Source organism: Spirosoma fluminis (assembly GCF_054778895.1).
Genome location: NZ_BAAGZD010000004.1, coordinates 723,559 through 749,420, shown reverse-complemented (window position 1 = coordinate 749,420; position 25,862 = coordinate 723,559). Strand labels below are relative to the sequence as shown.

The 25,862-nt window shown below is 49.2% G+C and carries 27 protein-coding genes, 1 tRNA gene and 1 pseudogene; 21 read left to right on the top strand and 8 right to left on the bottom strand.

From position 1 onward, the window contains the following. Window positions 1-54: 54 nt before the first annotated feature. Both ACYVBJ_RS08760 and ACYVBJ_RS08755 read left to right on the top strand, forming a co-directional pair. Complete coding sequence (locus ACYVBJ_RS08760; protein ID WP_460981909.1) at window positions 55-606, top strand: KdsC family phosphatase; 552 nt, start codon at window positions 55-57, stop codon at window positions 604-606. Between the two features lie 498 nt (window positions 607-1,104). Continuing rightward, window positions 1,105-3,534 (top strand): ABC transporter permease, encoded by a 2,430-nt coding sequence (locus ACYVBJ_RS08755; protein ID WP_460981908.1) that lies wholly within the window; start codon window positions 1,105-1,107, stop codon window positions 3,532-3,534. A gap of 119 nt (window positions 3,535-3,653) precedes the next feature. On the opposite strand, the gene ACYVBJ_RS08750 is transcribed toward ACYVBJ_RS08755, so the two are convergent. Continuing rightward, complete coding sequence (locus ACYVBJ_RS08750; protein WP_460981907.1) at window positions 3,654-4,250, bottom strand: outer membrane beta-barrel protein; 597 nt, start codon at window positions 4,248-4,250, stop codon at window positions 3,654-3,656. A 204-nt stretch (window positions 4,251-4,454) separates the two neighbouring features. Between ACYVBJ_RS08750 and ACYVBJ_RS08745 the strand changes: the two genes are divergently transcribed. From ACYVBJ_RS08745 to hslU, 5 genes are all read left to right on the top strand, one after another. Beyond that, window positions 4,455-5,000 carry an RNA polymerase sigma factor gene (locus ACYVBJ_RS08745; protein WP_460981906.1) on the top strand — a complete coding sequence of 182 codons (546 nt, stop codon included), beginning with the start codon at window positions 4,455-4,457 and terminating at the stop codon, window positions 4,998-5,000. Beyond that, entirely contained in the window at window positions 4,975-5,811 is an 837-nt protein-coding gene (locus tag ACYVBJ_RS08740; RefSeq protein WP_460981905.1) for a HEAT repeat domain-containing protein, read from the top strand. The genes ACYVBJ_RS08745 and ACYVBJ_RS08740 overlap by 26 nt, the downstream gene beginning before the upstream one ends. Before the next feature lie 21 nt (window positions 5,812-5,832). Beyond that, window positions 5,833-6,693, top strand: a complete 861-nt coding sequence (locus ACYVBJ_RS08735; RefSeq protein ID WP_460981904.1) for a DUF4097 family beta strand repeat-containing protein — start codon at window positions 5,833-5,835, stop codon at window positions 6,691-6,693. A 5-nt stretch (window positions 6,694-6,698) separates the two neighbouring features. Beyond that, window positions 6,699-7,532 carry a DUF4097 family beta strand repeat-containing protein gene (locus ACYVBJ_RS08730; protein WP_460981903.1) on the top strand — a complete coding sequence of 278 codons (834 nt, stop codon included), beginning with the start codon at window positions 6,699-6,701 and terminating at the stop codon, window positions 7,530-7,532. 159 nt (window positions 7,533-7,691) lie between these two features. Continuing rightward, window positions 7,692-9,077, top strand: coding sequence for an ATP-dependent protease ATPase subunit HslU (gene hslU / locus ACYVBJ_RS08725; protein WP_460981902.1), 1,386 nt, complete (start codon window positions 7,692-7,694; stop codon window positions 9,075-9,077). 89 nt (window positions 9,078-9,166) lie between these two features. Here the strand turns inward: hslU and ACYVBJ_RS08720 are convergent, their stop codons facing one another. After that, the gene (locus ACYVBJ_RS08720) at window positions 9,167-9,583 is read right to left on the bottom strand and encodes a hypothetical protein (RefSeq protein WP_460981901.1); all 417 of its coding nucleotides are present in this window, start codon (window positions 9,581-9,583) and stop codon (window positions 9,167-9,169) included. After that, window positions 9,576-10,805 (bottom strand): MFS transporter, encoded by a 1,230-nt coding sequence (locus ACYVBJ_RS08715; RefSeq protein ID WP_460981900.1) that lies wholly within the window; start codon window positions 10,803-10,805, stop codon window positions 9,576-9,578. The genes ACYVBJ_RS08720 and ACYVBJ_RS08715 overlap by 8 nt, the downstream gene beginning before the upstream one ends. Window positions 10,806-11,207: 402 nt before the next feature. Here ACYVBJ_RS08715 and ACYVBJ_RS08710 point away from each other — a divergent pair, with 402 nt between their 5' ends. From ACYVBJ_RS08710 to ACYVBJ_RS08685, 6 genes are all read left to right on the top strand, one after another. Continuing rightward, window positions 11,208-11,540, top strand: coding sequence for a DUF305 domain-containing protein (locus tag ACYVBJ_RS08710; protein ID WP_460981899.1), 333 nt, complete (start codon window positions 11,208-11,210; stop codon window positions 11,538-11,540). Window positions 11,541-11,788: 248 nt separating this feature from the next. Next, window positions 11,789-12,811, top strand: a complete 1,023-nt coding sequence (locus ACYVBJ_RS08705; RefSeq protein WP_460981898.1) for a DUF262 domain-containing protein — start codon at window positions 11,789-11,791, stop codon at window positions 12,809-12,811. A 111-nt stretch (window positions 12,812-12,922) separates the two neighbouring features. Next, window positions 12,923-13,489 (top strand): HNH endonuclease family protein, encoded by a 567-nt coding sequence (locus tag ACYVBJ_RS08700; protein ID WP_460981897.1) that lies wholly within the window; start codon window positions 12,923-12,925, stop codon window positions 13,487-13,489. Between the two features lie 181 nt (window positions 13,490-13,670). Continuing rightward, a complete protein-coding gene (locus ACYVBJ_RS08695; RefSeq protein WP_460981896.1) occupies window positions 13,671-13,961 on the top strand; it encodes a nucleotidyltransferase family protein in 291 nt (96 codons plus the stop codon). Beyond that, on the top strand, window positions 13,954-14,229 hold the full coding sequence (locus ACYVBJ_RS08690; RefSeq protein ID WP_460981895.1) for a HepT-like ribonuclease domain-containing protein: 276 nt from the start codon (window positions 13,954-13,956) through the stop codon (window positions 14,227-14,229). Before ACYVBJ_RS08695 ends, ACYVBJ_RS08690 begins: the two co-directional genes overlap by 8 nt. A gap of 59 nt (window positions 14,230-14,288) precedes the next feature. After that, window positions 14,289-14,636 (top strand): nuclear transport factor 2 family protein, encoded by a 348-nt coding sequence (locus tag ACYVBJ_RS08685; protein WP_460981894.1) that lies wholly within the window; start codon window positions 14,289-14,291, stop codon window positions 14,634-14,636. Window positions 14,637-14,806: 170 nt separating this feature from the next. Here the strand turns inward: ACYVBJ_RS08685 and ACYVBJ_RS08680 are convergent, their stop codons facing one another. Then, entirely contained in the window at window positions 14,807-15,304 is a 498-nt protein-coding gene (locus tag ACYVBJ_RS08680) for a YybH family protein (protein ID WP_460981893.1), read from the bottom strand. A gap of 164 nt (window positions 15,305-15,468) precedes the next feature. On the opposite strand from ACYVBJ_RS08680, the gene mltG reads away from it, so the two are divergent. From mltG to ACYVBJ_RS08650, 6 genes are all read left to right on the top strand, one after another. Then, window positions 15,469-16,506, top strand: coding sequence for an endolytic transglycosylase MltG (mltG, locus tag ACYVBJ_RS08675; protein ID WP_460981892.1), 1,038 nt, complete (start codon window positions 15,469-15,471; stop codon window positions 16,504-16,506). Window positions 16,507-16,584: 78 nt separating this feature from the next. Then, window positions 16,585-16,998 (top strand): acyl-CoA thioesterase, encoded by a 414-nt coding sequence (locus ACYVBJ_RS08670; protein ID WP_460981891.1) that lies wholly within the window; start codon window positions 16,585-16,587, stop codon window positions 16,996-16,998. 97 nt (window positions 16,999-17,095) lie between these two features. After that, on the top strand, window positions 17,096-18,049 hold the full coding sequence (locus ACYVBJ_RS08665) for a YihY/virulence factor BrkB family protein (RefSeq protein WP_460981890.1): 954 nt from the start codon (window positions 17,096-17,098) through the stop codon (window positions 18,047-18,049). Between the two features lie 249 nt (window positions 18,050-18,298). Further along, the gene (locus ACYVBJ_RS08660; protein WP_460981889.1) at window positions 18,299-19,333 is read left to right on the top strand and encodes a glycosyltransferase family 2 protein; all 1,035 of its coding nucleotides are present in this window, start codon (window positions 18,299-18,301) and stop codon (window positions 19,331-19,333) included. A gap of 84 nt (window positions 19,334-19,417) precedes the next feature. Beyond that, window positions 19,418-20,038: an L-threonylcarbamoyladenylate synthase gene (locus ACYVBJ_RS08655; RefSeq protein ID WP_460981888.1), complete on the top strand. Its 621-nt coding sequence runs from the start codon at window positions 19,418-19,420 to the stop codon at window positions 20,036-20,038. Window positions 20,039-20,138: 100 nt separating this feature from the next. Continuing rightward, window positions 20,139-21,176, top strand: a complete 1,038-nt coding sequence (locus tag ACYVBJ_RS08650; protein WP_460981887.1) for a hypothetical protein — start codon at window positions 20,139-20,141, stop codon at window positions 21,174-21,176. A gap of 75 nt (window positions 21,177-21,251) precedes the next feature. Here ACYVBJ_RS08650 and ACYVBJ_RS08645 read toward each other — a convergent pair whose 3' ends face one another. Then, on the bottom strand, window positions 21,252-21,482 hold the full coding sequence (locus tag ACYVBJ_RS08645) for a hypothetical protein (RefSeq protein ID WP_460981886.1): 231 nt from the start codon (window positions 21,480-21,482) through the stop codon (window positions 21,252-21,254). A gap of 69 nt (window positions 21,483-21,551) precedes the next feature. Then, window positions 21,552-21,749: a LysR family transcriptional regulator gene (locus tag ACYVBJ_RS08640; RefSeq protein WP_460981885.1), complete on the bottom strand. Its 198-nt coding sequence runs from the start codon at window positions 21,747-21,749 to the stop codon at window positions 21,552-21,554. Window positions 21,750-21,895: 146 nt separating this feature from the next. Here ACYVBJ_RS08640 and ACYVBJ_RS08635 point away from each other — a divergent pair. Then, a pseudogene (locus ACYVBJ_RS08635) lies at window positions 21,896-22,099 on the top strand (hypothetical protein); the annotation flags it as partial. Window positions 22,100-22,404: 305 nt separating this feature from the next. Continuing rightward, complete coding sequence (locus tag ACYVBJ_RS08630; protein WP_460981884.1) at window positions 22,405-24,189, top strand: AMP-dependent synthetase/ligase; 1,785 nt, start codon at window positions 22,405-22,407, stop codon at window positions 24,187-24,189. A gap of 114 nt (window positions 24,190-24,303) precedes the next feature. On the opposite strand, the gene tig is transcribed toward ACYVBJ_RS08630, so the two are convergent. Then, a complete protein-coding gene (gene tig / locus ACYVBJ_RS08625) occupies window positions 24,304-25,665 on the bottom strand; it encodes a trigger factor (protein ID WP_460981883.1) in 1,362 nt (453 codons plus the stop codon). A gap of 100 nt (window positions 25,666-25,765) precedes the next feature. After that, a tRNA-Leu gene (locus ACYVBJ_RS08620) sits at window positions 25,766-25,847 on the bottom strand. Window positions 25,848-25,862 lie beyond the last annotated feature (15 nt).

The following is a 25,862-nucleotide window of genomic DNA, read 5'->3' as shown; positions in this document are numbered from 1 at the left end:
TGTGGTTCGAAATCGTTTGCGGACCCGTTACGTTCGCAGCTTAATTATCTGACTATGAATCCAGTTCTTCGGGCAAAGGCCGCCCGCATAAAATTAGTCTTAACCGATTGCGACGGCGTTCTGACCGACGCGGGTGTGTATTACGGCGAATCAGGGGAAATTTTCAAGCGTTTCAACATCCGGGATGGTATGGGCGTAGTCCGGCTGCGCGAGATGTTCGGCATTGAAACCGGGATCGTTACGGGCGAAACATCGCCTTCGGTGGTGACGAGAGCCGCGAAACTGAAGATCACGGAACTGCACCTGGGTGCCAGTGATAAACTTTCACTGCTGAAGGGAATCCTGACCCGTAAAGGGCTGGACGCTTCTGAGGTGGCATTTATTGGCGACGACGTAAACGACCTGGAGATTTTACAGGCGGTCGGCTTTTCGGCCTGTCCCGCCGACGCAACGCGCTACAACAAAGCGGTGGTCGATTACTGCTGCGAGGCCAATGGCGGGCAGGGATGCTTCCGGGAACTGGCTGAATTTATCATCGACGCGAAACAGGCACTAACCGATCAGCCCGTTACGTCCACCCCACCGAACGAAGGCCATCCGGGGTAAAGAATACGCTGGGCAGCAGCCGCTGACGAACGATAAGGCCCTTATTGTTCGTCAGCACATAAGGGTAAGTTTGCTACAGTCCTAACAATTGCCCCCCGCTCTACTGACCGTTTTCATAACCTCCGGATCGCGTCAGGTCGCTCAAAGAGAAGCGCATCTTTAGGTTTCTCAACGGGGTTAAAACGCAGTAGAAGATCTCATTACTGACTGCAGCCGCATCAAATAACGTCAGCGGCTGGTTCCGCTGATTTCTCAACCCCTGCCTCAACGTACGACCGACGTATTGTCTGGTTGTTTAGATATGGCTCAACATTGTTCAGCTTCGGGCCTGACCTGGATTTCATCTCAACATGCGTTGAAACGTAACGCATACGACCCATCACAGCCCACGTCTGAAAATATTTGACGCTGCCAATTAACTAATCAATTAGTTTTTCAACTAAAAAATAAGTTATAGATTTGTTTGTCGTCAGTTCCTGTCCCTGACTCGTGGCAATCATGATAAGTAATTACGTCAAAATCGCCTGGCGAAACCTGCTCAAACATAAAAGCATTTCATTCATCATGATTTTTGGACTGGCATCCAGCATGGCGGCTTATCTGATTATTATTCAGTACGTTATTTCTGAATTTAGCTTTGACAACTTCCATACGAAGGCGGACGACATTTATCGCATCCGACTGGATGACTACAAAAATAATGTCCTGTCAACTAGCAGTGCCATCAGTTATTATGCCGCGGGACCAGCCATAAAAGACGCTTTGCCTGAGGTTGACAACTTCGTTCGGCTGCACCGGGCCGATGGTATGGTTAGCCATCACAAGAAAATAGGCGAATTGGTCAGTTACCACGAGAAAAAGGCGTTCTATGCTGATTCTTCCTTCTTCAGTGTCTTTTCGGTTCCGTTGTTACGTACTGCTGCGAATCAGGTGCTCCATCGACCCGAATCGGTCGTACTATCCGAATCAATGGCCAGGAAGTACTTTGGCCAGGACAATCCACTAGGTAAAATCATCCAGTTAAGTACCGAATGGGAAGGAGGCAACTACGTAGTCGAAGGCGTTTTTGCTGACCTTCCTTACAACAGTCATATCCAGATCGATTTTCTGTTCTCTATTCAAAAGCTACTCCGGAATCAGCAATTCCTGTATGGGGGCTGGTACTGGACCAACTTTTATACCTATTTACTGCTGAAACCGGGCAGTTCGCCTAAGACGCTGGAAGCTCGATTTGCCGATATTATTCAACAGCACTTAGGTAGTCAGTTAAAGAAATACAATTTGCAGCAACGCTTTGTACTGCAACCCCTACGTAGTATTCATCTTTATTCCCGGATAGTCTCTGAAGTTGAAGCAAACGGCAAAATCGAAATTGTATATGGGCTGCTGTTAGTTGCCTTTTTTATCCTGGCGATCGGCTGGCTAAATTATATAAATCTCTCTACCGCAAAGGGCATTGAACGAGCCAAAGAGGTAGGCATACGAAAGGCATTGGGCTCACAAAAAGGACAGCTTATCGGCCAGTTTCTGTTCGAATCCCTTACCATTAATAGCCTATCTGTTCTTCTGGCTGCGGGACTTTTTTTAATAGCACTAGCTTTCTTTGACAGCTGGGTTCATACCGGTATTGGGTTTAATGTGGTTCAACAACCTTTGTTCTGGGTGGCTGCCGTCTCTATTTTTCTGGTAGGATTTGTCCTATCCGGGTTCTATCCCGCTTTTATCCTGTCCTCATTCAGCCCCATCGCCGTATTGAAAGGGCGTCTGTCAAAACAGATCGGTGGCGAATCGTTTCGCAAAGCGTTAATAGTATTTCAGTTTACAGCTTCGATCGGCCTGGTCATTGCCACTTTGGTTATTAATCGGCAGATCAAGTTTATGCAAACTCAGGATTTGGGCATCCACATCGACCAGAAGCTAATTGTCAAAGCCCCTAAAGTGTTACGGACGAATAGCTTCACGAATGACATTGGCTATTTTAAGGATCGGTTAGCAGCCAGTAGCAGCGTTAAGCAAGTGACGGCCTCTTCGGAAGTTCCTGGACAAGAAATCTTCTGGACCAATGATTTCCAGCGGTATCCTGATCCGACAAACAATTATAAACGCTGTAGTCTCCTGGCGGTCGACGAAGATTATATCTCCACCTACAGAATTGAACTACTGGCAGGCCGGGATTTTTACAAAGATCTGGCCCGTGATAATAATGCCATTATCATCAATCAAACCGCTTTACGTGCTTTTGGCTTTACTACACCTCAGGAAGCGATCAACCAGCAGCTTGCCGATGGGGGTCATTCCCCTAAAACCGTTATTGGCGTGGTAAAAGACTTCCATCAGCAATCGCTGGACACATCCAATCGGCCTATCATTTTGCAGCACCTGCCCTGGGAAAGCGACTATCTGACGATTCAATTGAGCGGCACCAGTTTGAGTAATTCTGTAGCAACCATTCAAAAAGCTTTTCAGGAGGCTTTCCCGGCTAATGCATTCGAGTCTTTTTTCTTGGATACTCACTTCCAGCAGCAGTATCAATCTGACGAAGTCTTGGCTAGCTTATTGAGTTGGTTTTCTTTCTTGGCCATTGGCATTGCCAGTTTAGGACTGTTGGGGTTGGCCATGTTCACGGCAACAAACCGCACCAAGGAGATTGGTATACGTAAAGTAATGGGCGCCAGCGTTGGTAACGTGATTGTGTTATTGTCGAAAGACTTTTTAAAGCTGGTTATCATCGCAATTTTCCTGGCTTCTCCCCTAGCTTGGTATGTTATGAATCGGTGGTTGCAAGAATTCGCCTACAAGACGACTCTTTCGTGGTGGATTTTTGCGTCAGCGGCAATACTGGCAGTTAGTATCGCCCTGTTAACGGTAAGTTTTCACAGTATTAAAGCGGCTCTTATGAACCCAACAAAGTCGTTGAAAAGCGAATAGCCTGTTTTGTTCGTGATGTTCGCCTTCGAGAAGGGAAACGAGACCCCGCCAACCATTACGTTCCAGTCAACCGAACGAAGGTCATCTGTTGACTGGAGTGCGATGGATAAGACAACTCGTTACAGAAACCAGATCAACTGGGCTTGTACGCCAAGCTGGTAGGACCGAAATGAATTCCAGTTAACCGCACTATCGTTCTCAGGTGATGACAGTAAGTAGCTCGCAGTAGGCTGTAGCAACAAGGATATCCCTGAGTTGATTCTATAGTTTAAGCCTAATCCGGCAATGGCGCTAATTCCAATCCGTGACTGCTTTATCGAGGTGTTCTTTGCGAAACCAGCCCCGGCGGAGAGATACGGAGCCAATCGATTTTGACCAAATCGATAATTGATGAGGACAGGCACCTGAACAGCCCGGGATGTTATACGCACCTCACTGGTCACGTTATCCTTGCTATGCGCTGTTTGCCAGGCATGGAGGATACCAACGCCAATACTCAGGTTTGACCTAACCTGATAACGGGCCGTTAGCCCAAGCGAAGAGCCCTTACTATATCCAGACCCCTGAATATCAGCGCCGTCCAGAAGGTTCTGAACCTGGTACGTGTAGTTACCGTACGTATACCAGTACGTTGGGGCTATTGAAAAGCGGTGCTGCGCCTGTACGGCAATGCCAGCGAACACAAGAAGAAACAGACAACTCGTATAGATCTTCATATGGCCAGGGTTTGTAATGCTAAACAAGATTGCTATTGTTAACCAGCAAACTGCTGTTTATGAAAGTTGTTCGACTTAGCGGCCTTGTTCACCAAGAAATATTTTTTGTATTTCCTGTAACCTTTGTTACGTCGGTCAGTTTCCAGTCTCAACTACGCTAAACCCTTTTCTACCAGGTTGACATCGCTAACAGACAACGCACTTATGCTCCAAGTAAAAGCGGGCGATCTGGACAAGATGGGCTTGCTCTTCGAGCGGTATCACAAGCCTTTGTTTGGCTTTCTGTTCCACATGACCAGACAACGGGAAGCCAGTGAAGACCTGGTGCAGACGGTGTTTTATCGGATGCTGAAGTACCGCCATACCTTCACCGGCGACGGTGAGTTCAAAAGCTGGATGTATCACCTGGCCCGTAACGTCCTGGCTGACTTTGTGCAAAAAAACAAGCAATCGGCCTATCACGACGATATAGCCAGTGTGGCCGAACGGGTTGGTGGCGGAGCAACCGCCGATGAGCTACTTCAGCAACAGCAGGAGGCCGATCTATTGCAGGATGCCCTGGCCAGGCTCAGTGCCGACAACCGCGAAGTGCTGATATTGAGCCGGTTTCAGGAGTTGAAGTATGAGGAAATTGCCCGGATTTTGAACACAACCGAAGGAGCCATAAAAGTGCGGGTGCACCGGGCCATGACCGCTTTAAAGAACATTTATCTCAGGATTGAACATGGAAGCAAAGCCCATAAACTGTGAAAATGCCCGAGAGCAGTTTACTGACTGGCTCGGCAACCAGATGCCCGATGTTGCGCGCGCTACGTTAGAAACGCACGTTATGCAGTGCGCGGGCTGCCAGCAGGAGTTGCATATCTTTAGTCAGTTGTGGCGGCAGATGGGCGACGTGACGGTACCTGAGCCCAGCGACACCATGCGGGTGCGGTTCCATACGATGCTCGATACGTATAAAGACACCGTTGAAACCGAGCAGCGGAAATCGGTGGGTGGATTCTTCGCCCAACTCCGGGAGTTCTTTACGCCCCAGCCGGCTTTCCAGGTAGCGTATAGCCTGGTGATCCTCTGCCTCGGCCTAACTGGCGGGTATTGGCTGCATCGGCAGGAAAGCCCGGCTATCGTGTACCAGCAGCAGATTGATACGTTGTCGGGTCAGGTAAGAGAGATGCGCCAGATGATGTTGCTGTCACTGCTAGAGAATCCGTCCGCGTCCGAGCGGCTGCGGGCGGTGAGCTACACCAGCGAGATCAATCAGGTAGACGATCACGTAGCCGAAGCTTTGTTAACTACGCTGAACAACGACCCGAATGTAAACGTGCGGCTGGTTACGCTGGAGGCCCTGGCGAAGCTGGCCAAAGACCCCAAAGTACGCGAAGGGTTAGTGCAGTCAATTACCCAGCAGGACTCGCCCCTGGTTCAATCGGCCTTAGCTGATGTTATGGTGAAACTTCAGGAGAAACGGTCCATCAAACAGCTCCGGCGACTGCTCAATGAAGAAAACCTCAATGATCTGGTGAAAAGTAAAATCCAGCAGAGTATTAAAGAATTGTCGTAAAACCCTAAATCAAAACACATCATGAACCGGTTCATCATCCCCTGCCTGGCGGGATTAGTGGTCGCTTGTGCCCAATCCCCGGCAACGGCTCAGAAATCTGAAGAACATATCGCTAAAGAATTTACGGTGTCGAACACCACCGGAGGCAGTACCCTGGCGATTTATAACGTCAACGGCTTTATTAAGGTCGAAGGTTATTCAGGCGACAAAGTCGTGCTGGAAGTCGACAAAGAAATTTCGGCCAAGAATAATGCAGATTTAGAAACGGGCAAAAAAGAGTTTCGGCTTCAGTTCGAGCAGAAAGGCGACAGTATCATTGCGTATATCGCCGAGCCGTTCGATTCACGGCCTAACCGGAACCGACAGGAGCGAAACCACCGCATTGACTATAATTTTAATCTTGACTTTACCGTAAAAGTCCCGAATCAGATGAACCTCTGCGTATCGACGATCAACCACGGAAACGTAACGGTCAACAATGTTACCGGACAGCTTAAGGTCAATAATATCAACGGTGCCATCACGCTGACGAATGCCAAAGGAGCCACCGAAGCCCGAACCATAAATGGGGACGTCGACATCAATTACCTGGCAAGTCCGCCCGAAAAATCATCGTACTATACGTTGAACGGAAACATTCGGGTTTCCTACCCGGCTGACCTCTCCGCCGACCTGCACTTCAAGAGCTTCCAGGGCGCGTTTTACACCGACTTTCCGAACGCCGAAGTTTTGCCAACGCAGGTCGTTAAGAATCAGGAGCGTCAGGGCGACAAGACCGTCTATAAATTAAACAAAGACACCTCCATTCGGATCGGCAAGGGCGGCAAGGCCCTCTGGTTCGAAACGTTTAACGGAAATATTTACATTAAAAAGCAATCCTGAATACCATGAATACAACGAAATTACAGACGGCAGGTCTGCTATTAATAGCTAGCCTCTGGACCGCGCCTTTAGCCGCCCAGAGCGACGTAAAAGAACAGTTAACCGTTTCCCTGAGCGATCCGGGAAAGCCGGGTTTCCTGACCGTTGGTCTGGTAAACGGCTCCATCCACGTAGTGGGCTACAGCGGCAAAGACGTAGTAATAGACGCGGTATCGACTGCACGTCGACATAAGGAAGGAACTACAGAGGTCGCTTCCAACGGCATGAAGCGCATAGCGAACACCAATTCCATGGAGATCAGCGCCGAAGAAAAAGACAACCGCATTCAGGTATCCTCCGACTCCTGGAAGCGGCCAATCGATTTAACGATCAAGGTTCCCCAGCGCTTCTCGCTGAAACTGAACACGGTGAACCAGGGGGATATAACGGTCGATAACGTAACGGGTGAGCTGGAAGTGACGAACGTGAACGGGGCCATTCAGCTGACGAACATCTCAGGATCGGCCGTAGCCAACACCGTGAACGGAGTTCTGAAAGCATCATTCAAAACGGTAGATCCGAAAACGCCGATGGCCTTCTCCACCCTGAACGGTAACGTGGACGTAACGCTACCCTCAACCGCCAAAGCATCAGTCAAAATCAAGTCTGATCAGGGCGATATTTTCAGCGACTTTGACATCGACATTGATAAAAATCAACCTAAAGTCAACCGAACCAGCCAGTCGGGCATGTATCGGGTAAGCGTTGAAGACTGGGTGCAGGGCAAAATTAACGGCGGAGGCTCCGAGATGATGATGAAAAATATGCACGGCAATATTTATATCCGCAAGGCGAAGTAAGGTCTCTTTCGCACGGCAGGCGCTGGTAATCACCCATTCGGATTACCAGCGTTTCGGGCTGTACAGAAGCCGCCCGCAACGTTTTTTGGGCATCATTGGCACATTTTGCTGTTTCTGGTGTTTCTTTGAGTGGAGCGCACAAGGCGCTCTGTTTTTCTGATGATTGAACTCAAAGACCTTACTCCCCGGCAGATCGTTGCCGAGCTAGATCAATACATTATCGGTCAGCACGATGCGAAACGCAACGTGGCCATTGCGTTACGGAATCGCTGGCGCCGGATGAACAGCGCGGCCGATATGCAGCGCGAGATAACTCCCAACAATATTCTGATGATCGGCGCTACGGGCGTCGGCAAAACCGAAATCGCCCGGCGGCTGGCTAAAATCGCCGATGCTCCGTTCATTAAGGTCGAAGCCTCGAAGTTTACGGAAGTCGGTTACGTTGGCCGCGATGTGGAGAGCATGGTCCGTGACCTGGTGGAGCAGTCCGTGAACATGGTACGGGCGGCCAAGAAAGAAGCCGTAAAAGTGCGGGCCGCCCAACTTGTGGAAGACGCTATTCTGGACATTCTGATTCCGCCCGTTAAACCGGCCGTAAATCAGCATCTGGGATTCGAGAACGGTCAGCAGGACCCCGATGCCGAGCTGAACGAACGAACGCGGGAGCGGTTTCGCGACAAGATCCGATCCGGCGAAATGGATGATCGGAAAATCGAGATCGACGTGCAGCAGACGCAAACCCCAAACATTGGCGTTATGGGCGGCTCAGTGGATGATCTTTCGATGATGAACATTCAGGAGATGATCAGCGGCATGATGCCGAAGCGGGGCAAAAAACGCAAGGTAACCATTGCCGAAGCCCGAACGATTCTGCTGGAGGAAGAAGCCGCCAAGCTGATCGATATGGACGAAGTAAAAGAAGAAGCCATTCGCAAAGCCGAAGATGCCGGCATTATTTTCATCGACGAGATCGACAAAGTAGCGTCGGCCCGTTCGGGTAATGGCGGTGGTGGCCCCGACGTAAGTCGCGAAGGCGTTCAGCGCGATCTGCTGCCGATTGTCGAAGGCAGTGCCGTGAATACTAAATACGGCGTCATTCATACCGATCACATTCTGTTCATTGCGGCTGGCGCTTTTCACGTAGCCAAGCCGAGCGATCTTATTCCCGAGCTTCAGGGCCGTTTCCCAATTCGGGTCGAGTTGCAGAGCCTGTCGGAGGATGATTTCTACCAGATTTTGAAAGAGCCCAAAAATGCCCTGACGAAGCAGTACGAAGCAATGCTCCAGGCCGAGGGTGTCGAGCTTACGTTTCAGGACGATGCGTTACGTGAACTGGCGCGTATTGCGTACGAGGTGAATGGTGAAGTAGAGAACATCGGAGCCCGGCGGCTGCAAACGGTGCTGAGCCACTTGATGAACGACTTTATGTTCGACATTCCGGACTCCATTGGCCCCAACGCGCACGTAGTGGTGACGAAAGAGCTGGTTGGCGAAAAGCTGAACGGTCTGGTTAAAAACCGCGACCTGAGCCAGTTCATTCTTTAATCGGCGAAACGTTTAGCTTTCTGCCTTATTTTGGTCAATGAGTTGCTGACGCGCGTCCCCATAACGACGAACCGTGCGTCAGCAACTCATTAATCAACGATCTCCCTGAACTCGCAAATCACCTTGACAACCTGCTCAATGGCCCGATCAGTATCGCTACGCTTGCGGTCGGGTGGGTCGAAGCGATTAAAGGGTCGCAACTCCAGCACAAAGGTTTCGTCAATACGTTCCCTGTCGATCGGTGTGTACAGTTTATGGGCACTAACCTGAATAGGAAGCAAACCGTGCCGGTATTTGAAACGGGTCAAGACGTAGCTTAACAGTCGCTCAACCGCTTCGTTTGATACGTTCGGCGCGGGCAAAAACCGCACTTCGGCCCGGTTTCGATCAACGAGCGTTTGTTCGTCGGGCCTGAAATGACCTTCGCAGCTCGAAAACGTCTGCACCAACCCGGTTGCGTTCAGCGCGTCGACTAAGGGATGTATATGTGGTTCAATGTCATTCATGTCCAGCTTGGGCCATCACCTTGCGTCTGCTTTTCTGCCAGAGCCACCCCAGATACACCGTTGCCAGAACGGCCAAGCCACCCGAAACGGCAAACGAAGCATCCCAACCGGCCTTGCCGACTACGTGATTCAATAACCATCCCGACGATACGGCCCCTAGTCCAATACCGGCTTCCAGCGCAATGTACATGGTAGCCATCGCCCGCCCGCGGGTCGCTTCGTCGCTTAAGTCAGCCGTCCAGGCCTGTACCGTTGGCGAGTTCATTCCCCACGACATCCCATACACAATGGCCGACGCCCAGAACCACACTGGCGAATCGGTAACGACCAGCATCGCCATCGATACGGCCAGCACGGCGGTGGAGATGAACAAAACGGGCAAACGACCGTGCCGGTCAGAGGAGCGACTGAATAGTAACCGAACCGCGAGCGAAGCAATGGTATACACCGTAAAAAACAGCCCCCGGTTGGTGATGCCCAGCGAAGTACTTAAGCTGGAAATCACCGTTAATACAACTCCTGACGAAAACGACTGCAACAGCAGAACGATAAACGGCGGCAGCGCCTGCTTATCGAAAATTTCTTCTTTGGTCAGTTTTAAGAGACCGAACCGAAACGGCTGCGTATTGCCCAGCGTTTCGGGCATCCGGAGCAGAATGCCGATGGACAGCAGCGCAAACGCCGACGAGGTCCAGAACATGACGTTCATGGAGAAATCATCGGCTAACCAACTGCCAATGGCCGGCCCCAGCGACATGCCCATCGCCGTAAACAGGCCCAACATGCCCATTGCTTCGCCCCGACGGGTAGCCGGTACTACGTCGGCTACGTACGCGGCCGTGGCGGTGGGTTTGGTACCGGTTGAAAAGCCATGAACCAGCCGAAGTGTTAAAAAGCCCCAGACCGTAATCAGATACGGATACAGTAGGCCGCATATAAAACACACCAGCGAACCGAACGCCATGACCGGCACCCTGCCAATAGTATCGGTGAGCTTCCCGCTAAAGGGACGGGAAAGGCCTGCTGTAAGCGTAAAAAGCGCGATGATGAGTCCGATGTATTCGCGGCCGCCCAAGCCGGTCAGGTAATCGGGCAGTTCGGGAATCATCATGGAAAAACTCGCTGAAAACAAAAAGTTACTGACGCAGAGCAACCAAAAGGAAAGCGTGTACAGAGAGGGGCCGTCGGCAACACGACGAATAAAAAACGGGCGAACTACCAAAACAACTCGATTTAGTTCGCCCAAATTTACCGCTTTTTCGCCAAACGCCGGGTGTTCTTATTAAGTGGCCACTTATGTAGTCAGTTGGCACGACTTGGTACTACATGTTACGTATGAGCTACGGGCGTATTGCGTTAATGCAACCCACCCAGGCGAATATACGCAATATACTTGCGTATATTTACGAGTTATCTGCAAGCATAAGAAAAGAACAAACAGCATAAACTAATAAATAGACATAAAATGGAAAATAATCACGAAATGAACTAAGCCAAGAAAGGGAAAAATCACTACACGAAATTTTTATCGATGTTGCTTGCATCATTTATAGCAATGTATATAACAATGTACTTTAATACCTACGAAATAGACCACGTATATTTTAGCCTTACACGATTTTATATGACTTGCTTAGGCATCTCCGCAATGGCGGTGATTATGCTACTGTTTATGAAAATGATGTACAAGGACAAGAAAAAGAATATTGCCATACTTTTAGGTAGTTTAATTCTATTTGTAAGTGCTTTAACTTTGGTCAGAACACAAACTCCAATAGGTGATGTATTGTATATGAAGGCAATGATTCCACATCATTCAATAGCAATACTCACAAGTAAAAGGGCAGATATAAAAGACCCTGAAGTAAGAAAGTTGGCAGATGGAATTATAAAGGCACAAGAAAAGGAAATTGCAGAAATGAAAGAATATATCAAAAGGTTGGAGTCAGACAAATAATTTTTGAGACAACAACATTTGAAATTAGTGCCCAAAGTAATAGAAGTCAAGAATGCCAGCAGATAACAGGCGTTTGGCAAAAAAGCGGGTTCAGTGGTTAATTGAATATTCTACCTCGTATCAACTTTTGTACTAGATTGACAGTTTAGCGCTTCGAAATCCGCTTCTTCGCCAATCGCCAAACCGTTAGCGGTCAGGCAAAGGCGACCTGCGAAGACAAAAAACGACAAAACGACAGAAAATAAAATATGGCAGATTTACACGTAAGCAAAAAGACCGTTGGAAAATTATTCAGCGAAATGCAAAACAAAAAGTTCGTTATTCCAGACTATCAACGACCTTACAAATGGAACATTGAAAAATGTGAAACATTGTGGAGCGACATTGAAAATTTTGCTCAAACAGACGCCAAAGCAGGTGCGGACTATTTTTTAGGAACAATCGTTTCTTACGTCAATGATGACAAAAATCAAGAGATAATTGATGGACAACAGCGTATTACTTCGTTTATGTTGTTGTTGCGTTCATTTTACAAGAAACTTGACGATATGGTGGAGGACGAAGATGTAATTGGTTTGAAAAATCAACTTGCACCTTGTATTTGGGACATAAATCCTATTTCACAAAAAGTTACGGACAAAACAAAAATTCATATTGTTTCGGAAGTTGCAACAGAAGAAGATAACGAAACTTTCCATAAAATCTTAGAAACAGGCAACTTCAATGATAACGCTCAAGACAACTACTCGAAAAACTATCGCTATTTTAAAGAAAAATGCGATAAATACGCAACGATTAATCCAATGCAATGGAAAGAACTTTGTGTAACTATTCTCCAAAAATGTATTATTCTTCCAATTGAATGCGATGCGCAAGATACCGCACTGACAATTTTTTCAACGCTTAATGACAGAGGTATGCCATTGGCTGACTCTGATATTTTCAAGGCACAGATTTATCGCAACTGTACGACAGAAGAAAAAAGAAAAGAATTTACGGAAACGTGGAAAGACCTTACCCAAATTTGTAAACAAGGTTACTTTTCCATTGACGACATTTTCCGTTATTATACTCACGTTCTACGAGCAAGAAACAACGACAAATCTAAAGAAGTAGGATTACGTAAGTTTTACGCAGAAAACAAATACGACCGCTTGAAAAGCCAAAATTTAATGACCGAAATCATCGATTTGGCTTTCTTTTGGCGTTTCCTAAATACAGAAATTGAACCTGAAAACAACTATACATATTCAGTTTCAACAAAGGCATGAATCAATTTACATTGTTTAAGTTGCTATCCAAACGAATTTTGGAAATATGCTACAAGCGTTTTCTTCTTAAAGCACAAAGACAGCGAAACTTTTGAATCTGACTTTGAGAATATGTTGCAAAAACTAATCGCGTTTTTGTTTGCTAAGTTTATAGAGCAACCGTCTGTAAACGCTATCAAAGATGACATTTATAGTGCTTGTATCTCTCTAAACACAAGTAAGGATCACCAATACAAATTCACCCTAAATGAAGATTTATTAAGCCAACAAATCGACGGACATTCTTCTTCACGAATTTCAAGGGCTTTGCTTTTGTTGTATGCTTATCTAAATCCACAACAAACTGACCTAATTCCAAGCACGTTTGACATTGAACACATTTTCCCTAAAAAATGGCAAGACACAAACTATAACGGTTGGTCTAACGATGATGCGGCATTGTACTTAGACAGATTTGGCAACAAGACAGTTTTTGAGAAAAAACTAAACATACAAGCAGGCAATGGCTATTTTGGAGTGAAGAAACAGAAATATAAAGTTTCAAGTATTGCGACAGTATTAGAACTTTCAAACTATCCAAAAAACGATTGGGTTCAAGTGGACATTGAAGAACGAGAAGCAAAATTTAAAACGAGATTATTGGATTACTTTAGAACAAACTTGGCAAGTAACAACTGATCACTGCCCAAACCGCTAACAGCGGCTTTGCGTTATGGGGGCTGACTCGCTTCGATGAAACGTCTGTGCAAGGTTCAACATTTGTGATTCGTATGAACATGAGTGCTAAAAATCCCCCACAACGCAAAGCCGCAAAACGTTATGAGCAATTTGGCTACGCAAACTTTCCAAAATTTGAGCAATGAGACAACTCACTGAGGTAATGCGAGTGCTGGAGCAACTCAAACCTGAACTAGCCGAGAAGTATCACGTACAAACGCTAGGCCTGTTTGGTTCGGTGGTTCGTGACGACTTCTCTCCTTCCAGCGACATCGACATTATTGTCGACTTCAACCAGCCTGTAGGGGTTGAGTTTATTGACTTGGCCAATTATATGGAGCAGCGGCTCAATAAAAAGGTTGACCTAGTATCTCGAAATGGCATGAAAGATAAGTACTTTAAAAATATAGAACAGGAGATAGTATATGTCTAAACGGGACTCAAAGCTCTTGGTTGAGGACATTCTCGATAGCGCCCACAAAATCCTCGATTACACTGCCGAGCTAAGTTTTGAGGAGTTTATTCGAGACGATAAGACTATAGATGCTGTGATTCGGAACTTCGAGATTATCGGTGAAGCGGCTAATCGTCTTCCGGAAGAATTCAAAGATAAACTCCCCGACATAGATTGGTATCGCATTCGTGGGTTTAGGAACCGGATTGTTCATGACTATTTTGGTATAGGTTATTCCATCGTCTAGGTCATTAAGGACACATTTCTACCTAATATGATCAACCAACTACAGTCAATCTTCGAAGAATGACCGAGACGAATAAAGCAATTTTAGAAAAGGCGAACGCGGCTATCACAAAGGGCGACAATGAGGGGTTTCTGGCTTATTGCACCGAGGACACGAAATGGGTATTTGTCGGCGATATAACCCTGGACGGCAAGAAAGCGGTTCGACAGTGGATGGCAACAGCGTACGTTGAGCCGCCAAAATTCAGGGTCGAAACCTTAATAGCTGAGGGTGATTTCGTTACCGCGCTTGGCCATGTCAGCCTGAAAGATGAAAACGGAGAAGCCGCCGACTATCTATACTGCGACGTATGGCGATTCCGCGATGGTAAAATGGCCGAACTGAAAGCGTTTGTCATCAAACCCTAATCAACGCTGACTCCACTCTACAGTCTGCCCGATTCTACCAGGGCTGTTAATGGAGTTATTTAGGATTCTTCCGCGTGACGTTTGTCATCACGACGCCAGGACCGGGCCGCCGGGATGACAAACGTCGCTCATTTGAGACTAGATTACCCCCGACTCAAATTCACGGGTGCTTATTTCGGTTCGGGGGTTTCGTTGCCGCCCTCGATCACAAAGCGCCACTGGCCGTTGCGCTGGCGTTTCCAGACGGTCACATACGTACCGTATTGCGTCGAGCGTTTGCCCGCTTCGTCGCGGTTCGTCAGCATCCACTGCCCGAATGTATAACCCAGTTCTCCCGAAAGAGCCGCATCGGCTTTAAGCGGTTGCCAGGTCAGTATTGCCCCATCGCGCGGCATACGAGCCATTTGTGCCCGCAACGAATCAAAGCCAATCGCCGGGGGTGCTCCATCGTTCAGTTTTATCGCATCGTCGGCTGCGTAGGTCGTAAATGCCTTCGCCATGCCTTGTTTTTCGGAGAGTACGCTAAAATTATAATCCGCTTCCCGGATCTCGTCGATCGCTTTCTGGCGCGCGGCTGCGGCCGGATTCATTGCTCGTGGGTTCTCAACCCGGGATCGGCAGGAGCTGATCAGCACCAGGATAAGTAAAATTGATGCGGTGTACTTCATTTTGGGTAGATTAATTGGTTATGATTTGCCGTAAATTTGCGCGCTGATTCCAGAATGCAGGCTTTGGTTTACGGTTACAGTTCACCTATCCAAAATCGTACCGAAATCGTTGCCCACGCCTGAAACCAGCGCTGCCATTCTGAAATCGTAACTGATCCATTGCTATGTCGCGTAACCTTAAAATTGGCCTCTTTCTCACCGTATCCATCCTGCTCACTACGTTCACCTTCTATTTCTGGCAGGTTTTTAAAAGTCCAAACCTCCAGGTCAGAGACGGTGATGAAACCTTTGCTTTACTTATTCCGAAAGGCTCTACGTTTGAGTCGGTGATGGATACGTTGAAAACCCATAAGGTCATCAACGATGAGCTGTCGTTCCGGTTTCTGGCCAAGATGATGAAGTACCCGGAGCGGGTAAAAGAAGGGCGTTATGAGATTCGGCCGCGGATGGGCAACCGCGAAGCGCTGGTTAAACTACGGAGCGGCAGTCAGGATGCCATGCCCGTTACGTTCAACAACATCCGCCAGAAAAGCGACCTCATCCAGCGACTGGGCAGTAAGTTTGAATTTGGCCCCGAGGCTCTGGGTAAACTGCTGAACGATCCGGCAACCTGCCAGTCGTTTGGCTTCGATACTACCACGATCGTCTGCCTCTTTCTGCCCAATACGTATGAGTTTTTCTGGACAATCAAGCCTGAAGCATTCCTGGAGCGGATGGGTAAAGAATACAAAAAGTTCTGGACCCCCGAACGTCAGGCTAAAGCCAAAGCACTCGGCTTGAGCCAAACGCAGGCGCAGGTGCTGGCGTCGATTGTGGCTGCCGAAACCAACAAACGCGACGAGCAGCCGCGCGTGGCGGGCGTTTACCTGAATCGCCTGAAACAAGGTATTAAACTCGAAGCGGATCCAACGGTCATCTTTGCTCTGCGCGACTTCAGCATCCGGCGTCTGTTAAACAAGCAACTGACGGTCGATTCCCCCTACAATACGTATCGGTACGCCGGTTTACCACCGGGTCCGATCAACCTGCCCGCCCCGGCAACGATCGATGCAGTGCTGAACGCCGAGCAACACGATTACCTGTATTTCGTGGTCAATGCCAGTTTCAACGGCTACCATACGTTCTCGAAAACGCTGTCGGAGCACTTGGCCAACGCGCGCCTGTACCAACAGGCCCTCACTCGTATGAAGATTATGAAATAAAAGGAGTAAGCGGAGAAACAGGACAAGAGGCATAGTGGACTATCTCTCTTTCTTCCCTTACTCCTCGCTCCCCTTGGTATGCTGACTTACGACGTAACAAATATTCGGGTTCGGTACTACGATACCGACCAGATGGGCATTGTGTATTACGGCAACTATGCCCGTTTCTATGAGATTGGCCGGGTAGAAGCCATTCGGCACCTGGGCATAAATTATAAAGACCTGGAAGAGCGCGGCATTTCAATGCCGGTTTATGATCTGACCTCGCGGTTCATTCGTCCGGCTAAGTACGATGACCTGCTCACGATTCGGGTTACGATTCCGCAGCTTCCCAAAACCCGGTTCATGTTTTCCTACGAGATTTTTAATCAGGACGGTCAGCTGCTGAATACAGGACAGACGACGCTGGTTTTTCTGCGATCCGACACGGGGCGCCCCTGCTCAGCACCCGATGACCTGGTGGCAGCGGCCAAACCTTTTTTTAACTCATAGGTTAGAAAATCAGCTGGATGGCCACCAATTAAGTTGCTAAACAACCAGATTGACTGGCGGCTTGTCTAACCTACTACTACACTGACCCGGATAGGCTATGTTCGAAAAACTCATGAGCTTCGGTGCGATGCGTAACGTTCGTGCGTGGCTGCTTACCCATAACGCATTCAGTACCCAGAAAAGCTGGTATCATTTTCTGAACGACGTAATCGATAAATTCGCCGAGAACGACACCAGCGAACGGGCGGCTTCGGTCTCCTACAGCCTGATTCTGGCCGTTTTCCCGACGGTGATTTTCCTGTTCACCCTGATTCCCTATTTCCCGATCGATCACCTTCAGGATCAGATCATGGGGTTTTTCCGGCGTGCACTCCCCGGCGATACGTTCAGTTCCGTAGACACAACCATCCGGGATATTATCAGTCGGCCGAGGGGGGGGGTGCTGTCGTTTGGCTTTTTGCTGGCCTTATATTCAGCCACGAGCGGCCTGGTTGCCCTGATGAACGCGTTCAACTCCAGCCACGAGTCGGCCGACCGCCGGGGTTTCTTTAAGATTCGCGGCATTGCCATTGCGCTGACAATCACCCTGGCCTTTGCCCTGATCCTGGCCGTGGTCGTCCTGATTATTGGCGGAGTTGTCAGTGACTATCTGTTGCACTTTGGCATTCTGAACAATGTCGTGTTTGTTAACCTGCTGGCCGTTGCTCGTTATCTCCTCGTGTTTGCGGTATTCGTCGCGGCAGTTTCTGTCATTTACAAGTACGGCCCCGATGTGGATATGAAGTGGGCGTTTGTAACCCCCGGTTCGGTCATTTCCTCCCTACTAATCGTTTTAACCACGCTGGGTTTCTCGTATTACGTGTCCAACTTCGGCTCCTACAACAAGGTATACGGGTCCATTGGTACGCTCATCGCCCTGATGATTTGGATCAATCTGATTGCCCTACTGCTCATTATGGGGTTCGAGATGAACGTCGCGCTGTACGATCTGGAAGGGAAAAAGCACCCACGCGAGCCAAAGAAAACAACAAACGCCACCTCCAAGACCTGAAGTGGCGTTTGCAAACCCTAACCCATAAATGTAGTATGCACAGCCTGACGAACGTATCGTGCCAGGCACGGGTCAGACTGCGTTTGACTAGTAATGGGTAAAAACCGTGCCAACTTCATATTGTATACAGTTTGTTGAATAGCTTTTTTCCGTTTGCTCAAAAACCAGTCAATTCGGTAACAACCAGTTTGTAATTTTGGGTGTACAACTAACCCACAGGCCTTTTGGCTTCCTGTTCCGACAGGAGCAATGTCTTACCGCATGGTTTCCGTTACTGGTCAGTCGAATCCACTTCCGATGAGTCCCTACCTCAATGGGATCAAACCCTGGGTGAGCGTTATTTGTACGTGTTACAACCATGAACGTTACGTCCCGCAGGCCCTTCAGTCGGTCGTCGAGCAGGATTACCCCAACGTCGAACTTATTGTGATCGACAATGGCAGCCAGGACCAGTCGGCCCGGACCATCGCCGAGTTTATCCAACAGCATCCATCCGTTCAATTCATTCAGAATCCGGTTAACGTAGGCCTGAACAAAGCCTTCAACCAGGGATTAGCCTTTGCCAGCGGTCGGTACGTGATTGACCTGGCGGCCGACGACGTATTGCTGCCGGGCCGCATTGAGAAACAGGTGGCTTTGTTTGAGCGCTTATCGGGTCCCTATGCCGTCGTGTTTTCAAATGCCGCCTATATTGATGAGCACAACCAGCAAACGGCGGTGCATTATGAAGTCGATAGCCGGGGACGGGCTCGCTGCAAGGTGCCGTCGGGCGATGTTTTCCAGCCAGTTTTAACCTCTTATTTCATTTGCACGCCGACCATGATGATGCGCCGGGACGTCCTGAATGAACTAGGTGGCTACGACGAAACGCTGGCTTACGAAGATTTTGACTTTTGGGTTCGCTCTTCCCGGCTCTATCATTACGCCTATCTGGATGAAGTTTTAACCCTTAAACGACGGTTGGCGAATTCACTGTCGACCCAGGTGGTGCTGCCCGACAATACGTTGTTGAGTTCTACGCTGGTCGTTTGTCAGAAAGCCTTTGAGCGGTGCACTACCCCAGCCGAGTACAAAGCTCTGGCCAGACGCATTCGTACATTTATCCGGAAAGCCTTCTACGCTGAGCAGTTCGATCTGGCCCTGAAATTCGGCCAGCTTCTCCAGCACATCGAACAATCGGACCTGGTCACGAACGTCATTCTGGCCTTAAGCTACGTTCGCCCCCCAGTCAACGGCCTCTATCGCCGATACCTAAAGCTGAGCCGTATCCGCCAGCCGCTTTAATCACCGGCCAGGCTCATTTAAAACACCCGACACAGTTTATAGTTAGACGTTTGTACGACCTAACGTCGGTAAACTTTCGTCGCCATGCCTGCCGAATTCATCAAATTATACCCTAAAAACCCCGACCCCCGTCGAATTGAGCACGTTGTGCGGGCGCTTCGGGACGGAGCCGTCATTATCTATCCAACCGATACGATCTACGGAATGGGCTGTGACATCCACAACACGCGTGCGGTTGAGCGAGTGGCTCGTATAAAAGGAATTAAACCCACCAAAAACGACTTTTCGTTTATCTGTTATGACCTGAGCCATATCGCCGACTACGCCAGGGTCGGCAACCAGGCATTCAAGCTCATGAAAAAGGTGTTGCCGGGTCCGTATACGTTCCTGCTTGAAGCCAGCGGCAACGTACCCAGGCTTTTGAATACCAGCAAAAAAACGGTCGGTATCCGCGTACCCGACCACGATATTCCCCGGCAGATCGTGCACGAACTTGGCAACCCCATTATTACGACGTCGATTCGCGATGAGGATGAGGTAATTGAGTATTCAACTGACCCCGAACTGATTTTTGAGAAGTTTCAGCATCAGGTCGATATCGTGATCGACGGCGGATATGGCGGCAATGTCCCCTCAACAATCGTCGATGCCACCAACGACGAATTTTCGATCATTCGTCAGGGGCTGGGCGAATTAGCGTTTTGAAAAGACAACGTAACATTCTATACTTGCACCGTAGGGTTAACGCTCCTTCATCACGGAGTTTAACCCTTTTTTTGTGAATTAACCTTTTCATCCCTACAGTATGCGTTTGTCATTGGCCGTTGTCTCCCTATTGGCCCTGAGTCAGCTCACCGGCTGTTCGTCAACAGAATCGAAACAAGAGAGTACGTCAAAAAACGGTAAGCTCACTACCGAAGCATCAGCCGAGCCCAGTTCGGCCACATCTGCGGAGGCTTCCGCCAAAACCGATTCTTCGGAAACTCCGGCCCTTACTTCAACCCGAACCGTAAGCACCGGCGATTCAACCCTCGACTCGCTGACGTATGCCCCTACCGAAGCGATTCTCCCCAAAAAGCGCATCTTCGCCTATTACGGTAACCCGCACTCCAAAAAAATGGGTATTCTGGGTAAATACCCTAAAGAGGATATGCTACGTCGGTTAGACGAAGAAATTAAGAACTGGGAAAAAGCCGATCCCAAAACCCCCGTTCAGCCCGCGCTGCACCTGGTCGCTACCTCAGCCCAGGGCGCGCCCGGTAAAGATGGGGGCTACCGCATGCGGATGTCTGATAAAACCATCAAAAAGATCATCAAATGGGGTAACGAACACAAAGCCATCGTGTTCCTCGACATTCAGCGGGGACACGCACCGCTGGGCCCGGAACTGGCCTATATGGAAAAATACCTTAAACTTCCGTTCGTTCACCTCGGTATCGATCCTGAATTCTCGATGGTAACCGGGGCCCGGCCCGGCACGAAAATCGGTAGTTACGATGCCGCCGATATCAATCAGACGGTCGCGTTCCTAAGCCGCGTCGTTCGGGAAAACAAGCTGCCGCCCAAGGTTTTGGTAGTTCACCGCTTTACGCAGGGCATGGTTAAAAATTACAAAAATATCAAGCTCGACCCGAACGTTCAGATCGTTATGAACATGGACGGCTGGGGACCGCCGGTATTAAAGAAAGATTCGTACCACGACTATATTCAGAAAGAGCCCGTTCAGTACACCGGCTTTAAGTTGTTCTACGATAACGATTTCCGCAAACCGGGCTCACGTATCATGACCCCGTCGGAGGTGCTGGCACTCACGCCAACGCCTATGTACATTCAGTACCAGTAAAGACAAAAGACAGGTGTAAGTTCGAGCCCGGATTTACGCGTCGATCAGGTAGTATAACGCCAGCGGCAGCAGCTGTTACGGAAGCGACGAAACGCGTTGCCGTAACGCGCCTACCGCTGGCGACGTGTTTCCGGCCAGAAACGCGACCACCTGCTGAAGATTCAATTCAGGATACGCGTTGTGCTGGCTGGTAACGAGTGGTTTTGCGATAACCCCGTCGCGCTGCGTTACGTCAAAGTGAGAAGGAATAAGCGCTATCCCCCTGCCCGCCTGCACAAAATCGGATAACAGTTCGAGCGAACTCACCTCCTATTGATGGTACGTTCGAACCCGTCTGTTGGCAAAGGGCTTCCACCGCTTCGTGAACCGGATTTCCTAACCGGCTTCTGTCAGTTCCACCTTGCGCTGGATGGTCCGGTGGCTGCGAACGAATAAATCGACCCCCAACTCATTTTTCAGAAGTTGAATCTGCTGGCTTAAAGCGGGCTGTGAGATAAACAGCTGACTAGCCGCTTTTTGGTAGTGGAGCTCCTGATCAATCTCGACGAAACAGCGAAACTGACGCAATTCCATAAGCGCTGATAAGTCCTACTTATCAGAAAGTAAGAAAATACGATTAGATTTTATCCGCATCTTTCTATCTTTTTGCAAGTGGGTAGAGAACGATATAGACGTTCAATTCTAGAGTATATCAGCAAACACATGCGGGTTCTTATCATCGGGGCGCACCGGGTACAGACTTGCCGATGGGTGTCGGACCTGACCAGGACCCGTTCGCCCGCGATTTTGCGCAGGATATTATTCCGTATATCGAGAAACACTACAACGTCTCGAATCAGCGAGAGAGCCGGGCGTTAGCGGGATTGTCAATGGGCGGTATTGAGCCGGGCGGCCACTCATTTCGGGCGTGGCGGCAGAACTGATATCAGTTTGCGCCCTTACTTTTCCGTTAACCCGTCCAGGGGAAAGCTGGAGAACAGAACCGATAAGGTTGCGGCTGGTTTCGAATTCAATTGACCGATGGAAAGAAAAAATTGGGGCCGGAGCTTTATGGCCGCGTATATTCAGTCCGAAAAGTAAAAACACGAATGTCGGGCTGCCCGTTTTAATTGAATCGGCGACGAAAACGCCTTGTCAGTCGGCAGGACATTTTCGTCGCCGACGTGTTTTTGTTCTGTGCCGTTTCCGCACGGATCTACATACGTATTTAGCAAATTGTTAGTACTACATGAACGAACCAACCCGATTATTTGATTGCCTCGCGTACCAATTGGCAAATTATCCGTTAGCCGATATGCTGGCGGCTAAGGAAGCTGGCGACTGGAAAAAATACAGCACGCAGGAAGTCATTAGCCTGGTGAACCAGCTTAGCGTCGGATTATTGAACCAGGGTATTTCACGGAGCGATGGTACGGTCGAAGGGCGGGACAAGGTAGCGATCATCAGCAAAAACTGCCCCGAATGGATGCTGGTCGATCTGGCTATTCAGCAGATTGGTGCCGTTTCTGTACCGATCTATCCAACCATTAACCCGACTGAACTTCAATTCATACTGAACGACGCGTCGATAAAAATGGTCTTCGCCGGAGAAGCCGAACTGCATCAAAAAGTACAGAGCATAAGCCAAAGTGTCCCCTCACTGCGAACCATCTTCACCTTTGAGCATGTTGCCACTGCCAACCACTGGCGCAGTCTGCTCGTTGAGGATACAGGCCAGCAGGAGCGGCTGCAGCCGCTCCGTGAGTCGGTAGCCCCCGCCGATCTGGCTACGATTCTATATACGTCCGGCACTACGGGTACGCCCAAGGGAGTGATGCTATCGCATGGTAATATTCTCAGCAACATGTTCAGCAGTTCGCTGGTCATCAACGAAATAGGCGTTCGTGGCCACCGGGCGATCAGTTTTTTGCCCCTGAACCACGCGTTCGAGCGGATGGCTACGTATTGTTACATCTATTGCGGAGTGTCGATCTACTATGCCGAAAGCATGGACGTTATCGCCCAGAATCTACGCGAGGTAAAACCAACTGTTTTCACAACGGTACCCCGCCTGCTGGAGAAAGTATACGAGGGCATTCTGGCAAAAGGAGCCGAACTGACCGGTATCAAAAAACGCCTGTTCGATTGGTCAATTCGGTTAGGAGAACAGTACACGATCAATGCGCCAACCACGGTAGGATATCGGCTGCAGCTGGCCATGGCCAATCGGCTCGTATTTACGAAATGGCGGGAAGCACTGGGCGGCCAGGTAAAGGCAATTATTACCGGCGCAGCGGCCTGTCAGGTTCGGTTGTTACGTCTTTTTGGCGCAGCTCAGATTGTCGTTATGGAAGGCTACGGCTTAACAGAAGCGTCGCCTATCATCAGCGGCAACCGCTACAGTGAAGCAAACCGGATGTTTGGCACTGTTGGGCCCTTGCTTAAGGATGTAGAGGTGTCCTTTGCCGAAGATGGTGAAATTCTGTGCAAAGGGCCGAATGTAATGATGGGCTACTATAAACGCCCCGATCTGACGGCGGAGGTAATGACGGGCGACTGGCTGCGTACGGGTGACATTGGTACGTTGGTAGATGGAAAATTCTTAAAAATTACCGACCGAAAAAAGGAATTGTTCAAAACTAGTGGCGGCAAGTACGTAGCGCCCCAGCCTATCGAAAACAAAATGGTGGAAAGCCGGTGGATCGAGCAGATTATGGTCGTTGGCGAAGGGCAGAAGTTCGTCGGAGCGCTCATTGTGCCCGCCTTCCGGCTGGTCCAGGAATGGTACGCCCAGGAGAATAAACCGTATCCGGGAGATAGTGATGTTACCAAAGACGAACAAATACGGGCGCTGATTTCGGCGGATGTTAACCGCTTCAATGAGGTCTTCAACCACGTCGAACAAATCAAAAAATTTGAGCTGCTACCGACCGAATGGACGGTTCAGGGCGGTGAGCTAACCCCAACGCTTAAACTCAAACGCAAAATTATTCTGGAGAACTATAAACACGCTATCGCGGATATGTTCCGGTGAGTAGCGTGGTCTGGAGATAAACCCTGGCTACGTAACGTAGCGTCCGAAAACGCCTTAAACGAAAGAAGGCCCGGTCAATGACCGGGCCTTCGTCTTACATAGCTGTATCGTGTACTAGCGATTCTCAACCAGCGCTTTAAACTCATCAACCGACACCTCCTGGGTGGCAAGGGTAATCTGCGTTTTCGCGTATTCAATGACTTTATCGTCGTACACCCGGTTGAACGTACTCGTGTAGTTCTGACCATTGTTTTTCTCATCGACCAGATAATTACGGGCGATGCGATCAATGGTCTGGTTCATCTCCTCGTTTTCACCGCTCATGAAACCGAACTGCTCACGAACCATCTGGCGGGTCACTTCCAGCACTTCCTCGAATTCGACATTGATGTCGGCTTTTTCGGCAATCTTATTTTTGATAAGCTGCAGCTTAACCGACTTCGTAAAGTCATCATACTGCTCCTCAACCTGCTCCGGCGTGAACTTACCTTCGTTTACTTCGAGCAGCCAGTTTTTCAGGAACTCGTCGGGCAGCAGGATCGGCGTACTGTCGAGCAAGGTTTTTTCGATGTCTAACCGCAGCAGTTGTGCTGATTCACGGCCGTAGTTACTGCGAATAATTTCGGCTACTTTGGTCCGGAACTCTTCTTCGTTGGTAGCAGCACCAGCGCCGAGCACTTTGTCGAAAAACTCCTGATTCAGTTCGGCTGGCTCGTGACGGGTGATGTCGTCGATTTCAAACGTAAACTCGCCCGTCAGATCAGCCGCTTCTTCTTTCTTAACGCCCGTTGCCGTGGCCCGTGCTTTCTCATCGGGGAACGCCTGCTCCAGCGCAAACGTAATAACCTCTCCTTTTTTCTTACCGACGAACTGACCTTTGGCTTCTTCGGCCATCTGGTTCATCGGAAACGCCGTCTTAGCCGAGAAACCTTCAGCGCCTTCGGCAACGTTCAGCTGCTTTAATTCGCCATAGATCGTGTCACCATCGCCGACTTCTTCGCCGTGGCTGTGCGTATGAAAGCGTTGCTGCAGATCGGAAATGGTGCTGTTGATCTCCGCTTCGCCCGCCTGAATTTCGTACTGCGTTACGCTCGGCAGATCGGCAAAGTCAATGTCGAATTCAGAAGCCAGGCCCAGCGTATAGCTAAACGCAAAATCGGTCTGGTTATCCCAGTCGATGGCGTCAGCTTCCGTACGGTCGGGTACTGGGTCACCAACTACCTGTAATTTATTGTCCCGGATATACTGGCTAACTGTCTTGCTGAGCATCGAGTTGATCTCGTCAACCAGAATGCTTTTGCCGTACATCTTCTGAACCAGTGAAGCCGGTACGTGGCCCGGACGAAAGCCCTTTAACTGGACTTTACGACCGTAGTCTTTCAGTTTCTTATCTACTTCGGGCTTGTAGTCGGCCGGAGTCAGCGTAATCTTCAGCGACGCGTTCGTTTCGCTCGATTTTTCTAACGTAATATCCACAGGTGTATCAGTTTTAAATAGGGAAAGAGCGAAAGAATGAAGAGTGGATTGTTTAGCAACGCTCTTTCACTCCTTCACTCTTTCGCTCTTTGAATCGTTGTACGGGCGGAGGGACTCGAACCCCCATGCCTTGCGGCACCAGATCCTAAGTCTGGCACGTCTACCAATTTCGCCACGCCCGCGGAACTTATGGCCAG